This is a genomic window from Paracoccus sp. NIOT.M2S5SZ12, assembly GCF_057748165.1.
The window spans coordinates 34,370-46,260 of record NZ_JBYLFR010000007.1 but is presented as its reverse complement, the minus strand read 5'-3'; the positions used below and the strand labels follow the sequence as shown (position 1 = coordinate 46,260).

Genomic DNA, 11,891 nt, shown 5'->3' with positions numbered 1-11,891 from the left:
CGCCGGTTTCATAACATGATCCGCGTGCGTGGCAACACTCAGATTGTGACTTTGTGATTTTTTGTTGTGATGATGCCGGGGCCGCGTTATGGAGGGCGCGACAGGAGGACCGCCATGCCCTTAGACACCCCCAAAGACCCCGCCATCGCCGCCAAGGCGGATCTGGACCCGCAGAACTTCGCGCTGGCGAACTGCATCCGCGCGCTGACCATCGATGCCGTGAACGCCGCCAACAGCGGCCATCCCGGCGCGCCCATGGGCATGGCCGATGCCGCCACGGTGCTGTTCCGCAACCACCTGAAGTTCGATGCGGCCAATCCCGACTGGCCCGACCGCGACCGCTTCGTGCTGTCGAACGGGCATGCGTCCATGCTGCTCTACAGCCTGCTGCACCTGACCGGGTACCAAGACATGACGCTGGAGCAGATCCGGAATTTCCGCCAATGGGGCGCGATCACCGCGGGCCATCCGGAATACGGCCACGCCAAGGGCGTCGAGACCACGACCGGCCCCCTGGGCCAAGGCTTGGCCACCGCCGTCGGCATGGCGCTGGCGGAACGCGCGCTGGCCGGAGAGTTCGGCGATGACCTGGTCGATCACCGCACCTGGGTCATGCTGGGCGACGGCTGCCTGCAGGAGGGCATCGGCCAGGAGGCGATCAGCCTGGCGGGCCATCTGGGCCTGGGCAAGCTGATCGTTCTCTATGACGACAACAGCATCACCATCGACGGCCCGACCTCGGTCAGCTTCTCCGAAGACATCCCGGCACGGTTCAAGGCCTGCGGCTGGCATGTCCAGAGCTGCGACGGCCATGACGGGCGCGCTCTGGACGCAGCGATGGAGGCCGCCAAGGCGGAGACGGGCAAGCCCTCGCTGATCGCGATGAAGACGATCATCGGTTTCGGCTCTCCCAACCGCGCGGGCAGCTATTCCGTGCATGGATCGCCCCTGGGCAAGGATGAGGGCGCGCTGACCCGCGAGGCCCTGGGCTGGAACCACGAGGCCTTCGTGATCCCCGAGGACCTGGGCGCCCAGTGGCGCGAAATCGGTGCGCGCGGTGCCAAGGATCGCGAGGCCTGGGAGGCCCGTCTGGCCGCATCCCCCAAGGGCGCGGCCCTGACGCAGCGCCTGTCGGGCGCCCTGCCCGAGGGCTATGACGCGGCCCTCGCCGCCGCCCGCGACGCGCTGTTCTCCACGCCCAAGAAGGCCGCGACCCGCAAGGCCAGCCAGATGGCGCTGGAGGCGCTGACCCCGGCCGTGCCCGCGATGATCGGCGGATCGGCCGACCTGACCGGATCGAACCTGACCCGCGTCAAGGCCGTCGACACGCAATACACGCGCGAGGCGCCAGGCCGCTACATCGGCTATGGCGTGCGCGAGTTCAGCATGGCCGCCGCGATGAACGGGCTGAACCTGCATGGCGGCGTGATCGCCTATGGCGGCACGTTCCTGGTGTTTTCCGACTATGCCCGCAACGCGATCCGCCTGTCGGCGCTGATGGGGGTCGGCACGATCTATGTGATGACCCATGACAGCATCGGCTTGGGCGAGGACGGCCCGACCCACCAGCCGGTGGAGCATCTGGCGTCCCTGCGCGCCATCCCCGGCCTGACCGTCCTGCGCCCCGCCGACACGGTCGAGACGCTGGAGGCTTGGGACATCGCGATCCGCAACCGGACCGTGCCGTCGCTGCTGGCCCTGTCCCGCCAGGACGTCCCGCAGCTGCGCACGGAGGCCGGGTCCGAGAACCTGACCGCCAAGGGCGCCTATGTGATCCGCCAGTTCGGCGAGGGCCGCGACGTGACGCTGATCGCCACCGGCACCGAGGTCGCCATCGCCGTGGAGGCCGCCGAGGCGCTGGCCGCCGAGGGGATGGCCGTGGCCGTGGTGTCGATGCCCAGCTGGGAGCTGTTCGAGGCGCAGGACGCGGATTACCGCGCCCAGGTGCTGGGCACCGCGCCCCGCATCGCGGTCGAGGCTGCGGGCAAATTCGGCTGGACCCGCTATGTGGCGACCGAGGACGACGTGATCGGCATGACCGGCTTCGGCGCATCGGCCCCGATCGACCGGCTGTACCAGGAGTTCGGCATCACCCCCGAGGCGATCATCGCCCGCGCCCGCCTGGTGACGGGTCACTGATCCAAAGGCCAAGGCCGCAAGCGGCCTTGCCACGATGCTCCCCACGCGCGCAAGGCGCGCGCGCGGGGCCCAGCGGCAGCGACCGGGTCGGGGTTTCCCCGACCCGTCCCCGTTCTGGTCACTCCGCCATCAGGGCGCGGGCCGTGATCTCGTCGGTGATCAGGCCGGACAGCCGGCCGCTGTTGAGGACCGCGCGGATTGCCGGAACCTTCTCCGCACCGCCCGCGATCACGACGATCTGGTGACCGTGGTCGTGGTGCAGGTCCACCGACAGGGTCCGCGCGCTCAGCGCCGTCTCCAGGACGCGCCCGTCGGCGTCGAAGAAATGCCCCATCATCTCGGCCACGCCGCCCGCCGCGTTGATCTCGTCGATCTCGTGGCGCTCGATCATGCCCGACGCGACCAGCTGCGCGCTGGCATCCGCCGTGCCCATCCCCACCAGCTTCAGGGAGGCGCTGTTCGACAGATCGAAGATGTCGCGCACGCCCGGCTGCGCCAGAAGCACCGCCCGGTCGCCTTCGGAATTGGCGAAGAACGGCACCGGCAGCACGAAGGATTGCGCCCGCGTCTTTTCGGCCAGGTTGTGCATCACGTCATGCGGGTTCGCCGCGTAGTTCCGCGTCAGCCCGCCCAGGACGGAGACGAAGCGCACGCCCGCGGCCTCGATCCGGGGCAGCTGCTGGACCGCCGCGGCCATCGTCCGGCCGTGGCCCAGACCGATGGTGGAATGGTCGCCCCGTTCGATCTCGCGCCGCAGGAAGGCCGCGCCGGCCAGGCCCAGGGCGCGCAGCGGCATACCCTCCTCGCCTAGGTCCGGCGCCACCTCGCAACGGTCCAGCCCGTAGCGCGCGCAGAGCCGGTCCTCCAGCAGGGCGCATTCCACGATCTCGCCGTCGATCGACACCTTGACCACGCCATCGGCCACCGCGCGCGCGATCAGGCGATGCGCCTTGACGCCGGGCAGGCCAAGGCGCTTGGCGACCGCGGCCTGGGTCAGCCCGCCGACATAGTGCAGCCAGGCCGCGCGGATGGCGAGGCTCTGCTCGGGGTCGATGGGTCCGCGCCGCCCCATCACGCGGCCTCGCGCATCAGCGCACGCAGATCGGCGGCAGTCAGGACCGCCGGGTTGGCCTTCATCGACGACGACGCGGCCGCAGCCTCGGCCGCCGCATCGCAGGCGGCCGCGTCGATGCCCAGGTCCGACAGACCCGGCAGGCCGCAGCCCCGCGACCAGTCGTCCAGCAGCGCCGTGGCCCGCGCCATGTCCGCGCCCGGTTCCCCGAAGGCCGCACCGATCCAGCCGGCGACCTGATCCAGCCGCGCCGGATCGGCGACCGCGGCGCGGTTGGCGCGCAGCACCGCCGGCAGCAGCGCCCCGCAGATCGCCCCATGCGCCGCCCCGGTCAGCCCGCCCAAAGGCCCCGCCAGCCCGTGGACCGCCCCCAGCCCCGCATTGGCCAGCGCCAGCCCGCCGCAGAGGCTGGTCCAGGCCATGGCGTCGCGGGACTGGGCGTCCTCCGCATCCATCAGGCGGATCAGGGCCGCAAGCCCGGTCGGGATCGCGTCGCGGCACAGCGCGTCGGTCAGCGGGTTGGCGCGGGCGCTGACATAGGGCTCGATCACCTGCGTGATGGCGTCCAGCCCGGAGGCCAGCGTCACCGCGCGCGGGCAACCGTCCGTCAGGGCCGGGTCCACGATGGCCAGCGCGGGCAGCATCCGCGCATCGCGCAGGCTGACCTTGCGGCGCGCCTCGGGGACGCCGATCACGGCATTGCGGGTCACCTCGGCCCCGGTGCCGGCGGTGGTGGGGATGGCCACGAAGGGCAGCGGCGGGTGGTCCAGCGGCAGGCCCCGGCCCACGACCTCCAGATGATCCATCAGCGGGCGGGACATGGTCAGGCAGGCCGCCAGCGCCTTGCCCGCGTCGATCACCGCCCCGCCGCCCATCGCGACGACGACCTGCACCCCCGCGCCCGCCCGGACGCCCGCCGCGATCAGGGCGATGTCGGGTTCATGCGGGACGGCGAAGGTCGCCACCGAACAGCCCGCCGCGGCCAGATCGCGGGCCAGCGCCGCGCTGCGGCCGGGGTCGCGGCCGTGGACCAGCAGCACCCGCCGCCCCAGGGCCGCCACCCGTGCGGCGGCCTGCGCCGCCTGCCCCCGGCCGAACAGGATCTCGGTGGCGGTGGCGAAGGCGAAGGGCTGGGGCATGGGGCGTCCTGTCAATGATGGCTCAGATATTCAGCGTATCCGCCCCGGTGTCGATATGCGGCGCCCAGAATGCGACACTTTCGGCGATCTGGGCGATGACCTGCCGATCGTTGGGATCGCGCTCCTTGAAGGACAGCTCAAGGCAGATCTCGTTGTCGACGGCACCGCCTTGGGCCAGCGCCTCCAGCAGGGGTTCCGGCTGGACGCGGCCCTTGGCGTTGAATTCGGCCGTGAAGGGGCGGTGGCCGCCCTTGTCCATCAGCGACTGCTTGATGTGGATGATGGGGCTGACGCGCGGCACCGCGCGCGCCCAGGCATAGGGGTCGTAGTCGTCGGGATCGGGGCTGGTCACGTCGCCATGGTCGATATCGGCCATCATCCACATCGGCACCGCCATGTCGGCCGCGCTCAGCCGGTCCTGCAGCGCCAGGGCCGCGGGGATCGTCTCTCCGAACTCGCGCCCGACGCTCATCGGCTCCCAGAAGACGTAATCCAGTCCCGCGGCCCGCGCATGGTCCGCGACCTCGGACCAGCAGTCGATGGCGATGCGGATCAGGTCCTCGCGCTGGTTGGGGTCGTCGTAATCGCGATAGGTGAAGATCGCGAACTGCGTGCCCACCGACCGCCCGCCCAGATCGGCGGTTATGTCCGCGAAGGTTTTGAACCAGTCGACATAGTATCGCCGCACATCCGCGTCGGGATGGCCGAAATGGTTCAGCCGTCCATAGGGTCCGGTCATGCCGCTGGTGACGCGCACACCGGTGCGGTCCAGCGCCGAACGCATCTGCCGGGTCAGGCGGCGGATCACCGGCGCGGGCCAGGAGGGATTGATGAACTCATGCGTCAGCTGCAGGTCGCGGATGCGCAGATCGCGCGCGACCGTGTCGATCAGGTCGTCCGGATCGGCAAAGCGGTTGACCAGCGGATTGGTGTTCAGCGACAGGGTCAGCATCAGGCGATCTCCGGCGCCAGGGTGTCGTCGAACCATGCGGCGAAGGCCGCCTGCTGGTCCTTGGTCAGGTGCAGATAATGCTTGGTGCGCCGGGTCAGGATGTCCTCGGGGCGGCGCGCCCATTCCCTGGCGACCAGATAGCGCGCCTCGGCCTCGTAGAGCTGCCCGCCGAAATGGCGCCCCAAACCCGACAGGCTCATGGCGCCGGCCACGACATCCTTGGTCCGCGCGCCGTAGAGGCGGCCGTAATGCTGGACCAGCGCGCGCGGCATCCAGGGGTGCAGCTCGCGCAGCAGGTTGGCGAAGCTCTCGTAATCGGCATTGGCGATCTCGCCGCCCGGCAGGGTCGCGGTCTCGGTCCAGTCGGGGCCCATCTGCGGGAACACCTCCTTCAGGCGGTGCATGCCGCGTTCGGCCAGCTCGCGGAAGGTGGTGATCTTGCCGCCGAAGATGTTCAGCATCGGCGCGCCGCCCGTGCGGTCCAGGTCGAACACATAATCCCGCGTGACCGCCGACGGGTTGCCCTGCCCGTCGTCGAACAGCGGGCGCACGCCCGAAAAGCTGTGGATCACGTCGGACCGGCGAAGCTTCTCCTTGAAATAGCGGTTCACGGCGGCCAGCAGATAGTCGATCTCGGCATCGTCGGCCGTCACGTCCTCGGCCCGGCCGTCATAGGCGATGTCGGTGGTGCCGATCAGCGCCATGTCGCCCTCGTAGGGGTTGATGAAGATCACGCGCTTGTCGTGGTTCTGCACCAGATAGGCATTGGTCCCCGCCCACCATTTCGGCACGATGATGTGGCTGCCCTTGACCAGCCGCACGTTGCGGGCCGAGTTCGACCCCGCCACGCGGGTGATGATGTCGCTGACCCAGGGCCCCGCGCAGTTGACCAGGCAGCGGGCGCGAAAGACGCGCTCCTCCCCGGCCTCGCTGCGGGTGGTGACGGTCCACAGCCCGTCCTCGCGGCGCGCCGAGACGCAGGCATGGCGCGTGAGCACCGTCGCGCCGCGTTCGGCCGCATCGACCGCGTTCAGCACCACCAGCCGCGCGTCATCGACCCAGCAGTCGCTGTATTCGAAGCCCTTGTGATACTTGTCCAGCAGCGGCGCGCCCTCGGGGTCGCGGCGCAGGTCCAGCGTGCGCGTGCCCGGCAGCTTCCTGCGCCCGCCCAGGTTGTCATAGAGGAACAGCCCCAGCCGGACCAGCCAGGCGGGCCGGTCGTCGGGGCTGTGCGGCAGCACGAAGCGCATCGGCCAGATGATGTGCGGGGCCGCGGCCAGCAGCACCTCGCGTTCGATCAGCGCCTCGCGGACCAGGCGGAACTCGTAGTACTCCAGATAGCGCAGCCCGCCATGGACCAGCTTGCCCGAGCGCGACGAGGTGCCCTGCGCCAGGTCGTCCTTTTCGCACAGCACGACCGACAGGCCCCGCCCCGCGGCATCGCGCGCGACGCCCGCGCCGTTGATGCCGCCGCCGATGACGAACAGGTCGATGATGTCGGGGGCTTGGGTCATGTCACTCTCCGGTCGGGATGCGGGCGCGCGCCAGGGCGGCCCAGACGGGCGGCAGGGCGGCGCGGGTCGCGGCAAAGGCGGGGAACAGCCGCGCATAGGTCGCGGCCAGATGCGGGTCGGGGGCCTCGGGCACGCGCAGAAGCGGCGTGACCCAGGCGTCGATGCAGGCGCGCATGTCGGGATAGGCGCCGATGGCCACGGCGGCCATCATCGCGGCGCCCGCGGCCCCGGCCTCGTCGCGGTCGGACACGCGGACGGGCGCGCCCAGGCAGGCCGACAGGATCGCGCGCAGCGCGGGCGAGCGCGCGGCCCCGCCGGTCAGGCGCAGCTCCGATGGCAGCGGCCCCATCGCGGCATAGCAGTCACGCATGGCCAGCCCCAGCCCCTCGGCCACGGCACGGACCAGATCGGGATAGCGGTGCCCGGCCGAGAGGCCCGTGAACCCCGCCCGCGCATCCGCATCGACGAAGGGGCCGCGTTCGCCCGCGTCCGAGATGTACGGGTGATAGAGGATCTGCCCCGGCGCCGCCTGCCCCAGCCACCCGTCCAGCCGCGCGACCAGGTCGCGATGCGTCACCGGCTGGCCCATGTCCGACAGGATGCTCGCCGCCAGGCCCAGCACCCAATCCAGGTTCAGCGTCGCCGCCATGTTGGTCTGGACCTGCGTGACCACGCCCGGCACCGGCAGGCAGATGACATAGCCCGTGCCCTGATCGTTCAGATGCACCCGGTCGGCGGTGACCGCGCGCAGATGCACCCCGGTCGAGCCGACCGTCGAACAGGCCACGTCCCCCGCCCCGCCCAGCACGCCCGCGCCCAACGCGGTCATCACCATGTCCACATAGCCCAGGGACACCGGCGTCCCTGCCAGGAGGCCCGTCGCGGCGGCGGCATCCGCGCTCAGCGGATGGGTCACCTGCGTGCCGTCCACGATGGGCGGCAGCAGGCCGCGCCTGTGCGTCAGGCCCAGCGCCGCGATGACCGCGTCGTCATAGGCGCGGCTGCGGAAGTTGCCGAAGGTGAAGCTGGCCTCGGACGGGTCGGTCGCCCGAACGCCGGTCAGGTTCAGATAGAGCCAGTCCTTGCAGTGCAGCGCGACCTCGGCCCGGTCCAGCAGGTCGGGGTGATGGGCATCCATATGCGCCATCTGCGCGCCCTGCTGGCAGGTGTTCAGCCCGGTGCCGGTCGCCTCGAACCGGGCGCGGTCATGGCCCAGCCGTGTGACGGTCGGGGCCGCGCGGGCGTCCAGCCACAGCCAAGCGTCGCCCACCGGCCCGTCGCGCCCGACCAGCCAGGTGCCGTCGCCCTGCCCGGTCACCGCCAGCGCCGCCGTGCGCGCCGCAAGCTCCGGGATGTGATCCGCCAACCCGCGCAGGGCCGCGGCGCAGTCGTCCCAGGTCCGGGTCATGTCCTGCGTGACAAGCCCCCCCGCCCCGGTTGCATAGCGATTCGGCACCGCCGCAGCGCCCAGCTGACGCCCGGAAAGATCGAACCCCACGGCCTTGATCACCGAGGTTCCGGCGTCGATGCCGATCAGCACGTCGCGCTGCCTGTCCACCATGGTGCCTCCATCCCTTGGCCGTCACCTATATCACGATCCCGGCGCGCGAAACGTATTTTTTTACGGACAGCGCAATTTATTTCATCTAAGCTGGTCGCCGCTGCACCCGCTGTGATGCGCGGATTCGCCGCAATCGCGGCATCGCAGGGCGCGAATCGACCGGAGGGGAGGCCGGGAGGATGAGGATGACCGACAGCATGTCCATGCCGCCCGTCCGGGTTCCTGGCCGGTCCACGCCGCGCCCCCTGACCCATCCCGAGGCCCATTCATGACCGACAGCACCCACGCTCCCAAGGCCCCCGCACCCAGCCGCCGCGGCCTGATCCTGTCCGCCGTCCTTGGTGTCGCGGTGCTTGGCGCCATCGCGCTGGACACCACGGTGGTGCGCGTGGGCTCCGAGGCCGATGCCCGGCAGCAGGCCTTCTCGCCCGACAGCTACGGCACGCAGGAATTCCCGCGCATCCGTGACGCGGTGATCGAACGCGCCGTGCCCGCCGCCGACCTGGCCGCCGCCATCGCCGCCGACCAGGACGCGGCCATCGCCGAATACGGCACGCCCGCATCGACCGGCGCGATCATGATGGTCACCGTGACCGGCACCGCCGGGGAGCCGCGCGCCGGGGTCTATCCGCTGACCGTCGAGGGCCTGCCCGAGGATCTGCGCGTGCGCGTGCAGACCGGCCCCGCGATCAACGGCACCGACCTGCGCGACGCGCCGGGCGACATCGCCTTCGGCGCCTTCAAGAACCAGATCGAATATCAGGACGCCGGATCGGGCATCAACCGCGCCATGGCGGCCGAGGTGCTGGCCCCCATCGACACGGCCAACCTGGCCGGGCGGACGCTGACGGTCACCGGCGCGTTCCGGCTGATCAACCCGTCGAACTGGCTGATCACCCCCGTCGCGCTGGAGGTCCAATGAGCGCCGAGGTCGTCCTGGCCGCCCGCAATGTGGCGAAATCCTATGGGCAGGTCCATGCGCTGAAGGGCGTGAACTTCGACATCCATCGCGGCCAGGTCACCACGCTGTTCGGAGAGAATGGCGCGGGGAAATCCACGCTGATGAAGATCCTGTCGGGCGTGATCCAGCCCAGCGCGGGCCAGATCGTGCTGGACGGCCAGCCCGTCGCCTTCGCCAATGCCAATGACGCGCGCGACCGCGGCATCTCCATCATCCACCAGGAGCTGTCGCTGGCCCCGAACCTGTCAGTGCGCGACAACATCTTCATGGGCCGCGAGATCATGGGCCCCTTCGGCGTCGATTACGCCGAGGAGGACCGCCAGACCCGCGCCCTGATGGAGGAGCTGGAGGAGCGGATCGACCCCGCGACCCTGGTCGAGGACCTGCGTCTGGGCCAGCAGCAGATCGTCGAGATCGCCCGCGCCCTGTCGGTGGACAGCCGCATCCTGATCATGGACGAGCCGACCAGCGCCCTGTCGGCCTCCGAGGTCGAGGTGCTGTTCAAGGTCATCCGCGACCTGACCGCGCGGGGCGTCAGCATCGTCTATATCTCGCACCACCTGGAGGAGGCGCTGACCATCACCGACCATGCGGTGGTGCTGCGCGACGGGGTGATGACCGCCTATGCGCCGCGCGCGGACATCGACCTGGAGTGGATCGTGCGCAACATGGTCGGCGAGAACTATGACCTCGGCTCGCCCCCCGACAGCACCATGGGCGAGGTCGCCCTGTCGATCCGCGACCTGTCGGTCCCGGACGCCACCGGCCAGGACCTGGTGCGCGGGCTGAACCTGGATGTGCGCGCCGGAGAGATCGTCTGCATCTATGGCCTGATGGGCGCGGGCCGCACCGAACTGCTGGAGACCGTCGCGGGGCGGCTGCGCGCCACCGGCGGCCAGATCGTGCTGGAGGGCCATGAGATCAGCCAGCTCTCCATCGGCGAGCGCATCGCCCGCGGCCTGGCCCTGGTCCCCGAGGACCGTCAGCGCGACGGCCTGGTCCAGACCATGAGCGTGGGTCAGAACCTGTCGCTGGCCTCCATCGCGCGCTTCACGCGGGGGCTGTTCACCAGCAGCCGCGCCGAACGCGACCTGATCGACGACAGCATCCGCCGCGTGACGGTCAAGACATCGGGCGGCGGCGCCCCCATCGGGTCGCTGTCGGGCGGCAACCAGCAGAAGGTCGTGATCGGCAAGATGCTGGCCACCCGGCCCCGCGCGATCCTGCTGGACGAGCCGTCGCGCGGCATCGACATCGGCGCCAAGGCCGAGGTGTTCCGCCTGCTGGCGGAAGGCGCGCGCGCCGGGCTGGCGGTGGTCTATTCCACCTCCGAGGTCAGCGAATGCCTGTCCATCGCCCACCGGATCATCGTCATGCACAAGGGCCGCATCACGGCCGAATTCGACAGCACCGTGTCCAAGGACCGGATCATGGCCGCCTCGGGCGAGTCCGTGGCCGCCTGACGCGCCCGAGGGAGGGAACTCATGTCCGCAACCACCACGACCGCCCCCGCGAAAGGCCGCCAGTTCCATCTGGGCCGCCTGCTGCTGGAAGGGCGCGCCTTCTTCGCGCTGATCGCCATCATCGCGGTCTTCTCGTTTCTGTCGCCGAACTACTTCACGCTGTCGAACCTGCTGATCATGTCCAGCCAGGTCGCGATCTTCGGCATCCTGTCCATCGGCATGCTGCTGGTCATCCTGAACGGCGGGATCGACCTGTCCGTGGGCTCCATCCTGGCGCTGTCGGGCGTGGTCGCCGGCGCGATGATGCAGGGGGTCGAACTGGATGCGCTTGGCGTGATCCTGTATCCGCCGGTCTGGGCGGTCGTGGTGCTGACGCTGTGCGTGGGCGCGGCCGTGGGCGCGGTCAACGGCGTGCTGGTCGCGATCTTCAAGGTGCCGCCCTTCGTGGCGACGCTTGGGGTCATGTACGTGGCGCGCGGCATCGCGCTGTTGATGACCAACGGGCTGACCTACAACAACCTGCGCGGGTCCGAGGCCCTGGGCAATACCGGCTTCAACTGGCTGGGCTTCTACCGCATCGGCGGCGTGCCCATCAGCGTGATCGTGCTGGCGGTCGTGGCGATCGCCGCGGGGCTGATGCTGGGCCGGTCGGCCTTCGGGCGCTGGCTTTACGCATCGGGCGGCAACGAACGCGCGGCGGAGCTGTCCGGCGTGCCGGTCAAGCGGGTCAAGATCACCGTCTACATGGTGTCGGGCGCGCTGGCCGCCGCCGCGGGGCTGGTCCTGGCGTCGCAGCTGACCTCGGCCGGGCCCACGGCGGGCAACGCGTATGAACTGACCGCCATCGCCGCGGTCGTGATCGGCGGCGCGGCCCTGACCGGCGGGCGCGGCAACGTGCGCGGCACGATGCTGGGCGCCTTCGTCATCGGCTTCCTGTCGGCGGGCCTGGTGATCATCGGGGTCAGCTCCTACTGGCAGACGGTGTTCACGGGCGCAGTGATCGTGCTGGCCGTGCTGATGAACTCGCTTCAATACGGCAGCGGCACGCGCAAGACGTGAGGCCCTGCCCCCGACCTTCCCCGCGCGCCAC

9 protein-coding genes are annotated in these 11,891 nt (G+C 70.3%); 4 read left to right on the top strand and 5 right to left on the bottom strand.

Annotation, left to right across the window (positions count from 1 at the left end; all coding sequences use genetic code 11):
- The first annotated feature begins 114 nt into the window (after nt 1-114).
- Complete coding sequence (tkt, locus tag AC2SGK_RS08130) at nt 115-2,139, top strand: transketolase (RefSeq protein ID WP_488323084.1); 2,025 nt, start codon at nt 115-117, stop codon at nt 2,137-2,139.
- A gap of 118 nt (nt 2,140-2,257) precedes the next feature.
- On the opposite strand, the gene AC2SGK_RS08125 is transcribed toward tkt, so the two are convergent.
- Genes AC2SGK_RS08125 through AC2SGK_RS08105 form a run of 5 tightly spaced genes read right to left on the bottom strand, consistent with a single transcriptional unit; the run spans nt 2,258 to nt 8,377 of the window.
- A complete protein-coding gene (locus AC2SGK_RS08125) occupies nt 2,258-3,211 on the bottom strand; it encodes a sugar-binding transcriptional regulator (RefSeq protein ID WP_488323083.1) in 954 nt (317 codons plus the stop codon).
- Nucleotides 3,211-4,350 (bottom strand): iron-containing alcohol dehydrogenase, encoded by a 1,140-nt coding sequence (locus AC2SGK_RS08120; protein ID WP_488323082.1) that lies wholly within the window; start codon nt 4,348-4,350, stop codon nt 3,211-3,213. Before AC2SGK_RS08120 ends, AC2SGK_RS08125 begins: the two co-directional genes overlap by 1 nt.
- A gap of 22 nt (nt 4,351-4,372) precedes the next feature.
- Nucleotides 4,373-5,305, bottom strand: coding sequence for a sugar phosphate isomerase/epimerase family protein (locus AC2SGK_RS08115; protein ID WP_488323209.1), 933 nt, complete (start codon nt 5,303-5,305; stop codon nt 4,373-4,375).
- Nucleotides 5,302-6,816: a glycerol-3-phosphate dehydrogenase gene (locus AC2SGK_RS08110; protein ID WP_488323081.1), complete on the bottom strand. Its 1,515-nt coding sequence runs from the start codon at nt 6,814-6,816 to the stop codon at nt 5,302-5,304. The genes AC2SGK_RS08115 and AC2SGK_RS08110 overlap by 4 nt, the downstream gene beginning before the upstream one ends.
- A gap of 1 nt (nt 6,817) precedes the next feature.
- Nucleotides 6,818-8,377 (bottom strand): FGGY family carbohydrate kinase, encoded by a 1,560-nt coding sequence (locus AC2SGK_RS08105; protein WP_488323080.1) that lies wholly within the window; start codon nt 8,375-8,377, stop codon nt 6,818-6,820.
- A gap of 268 nt (nt 8,378-8,645) precedes the next feature.
- On the opposite strand from AC2SGK_RS08105, the gene AC2SGK_RS08100 reads away from it, so the two are divergent.
- The 3 genes from AC2SGK_RS08100 to AC2SGK_RS08090 are packed head-to-tail and all read left to right on the top strand — an operon-like array spanning nt 8,646 to nt 11,860.
- A complete protein-coding gene (locus AC2SGK_RS08100) occupies nt 8,646-9,299 on the top strand; it encodes a DUF2291 family protein (protein ID WP_488323079.1) in 654 nt (217 codons plus the stop codon).
- Nucleotides 9,296-10,801, top strand: a complete 1,506-nt coding sequence (locus tag AC2SGK_RS08095) for a sugar ABC transporter ATP-binding protein (RefSeq protein WP_488323078.1) — start codon at nt 9,296-9,298, stop codon at nt 10,799-10,801. Before AC2SGK_RS08100 ends, AC2SGK_RS08095 begins: the two co-directional genes overlap by 4 nt.
- Nucleotides 10,802-10,822: 21 nt before the next feature.
- Nucleotides 10,823-11,860, top strand: coding sequence for an ABC transporter permease (locus AC2SGK_RS08090; RefSeq protein WP_042245462.1), 1,038 nt, complete (start codon nt 10,823-10,825; stop codon nt 11,858-11,860).
- Nucleotides 11,861-11,891: the final 31 nt, after the last annotated feature.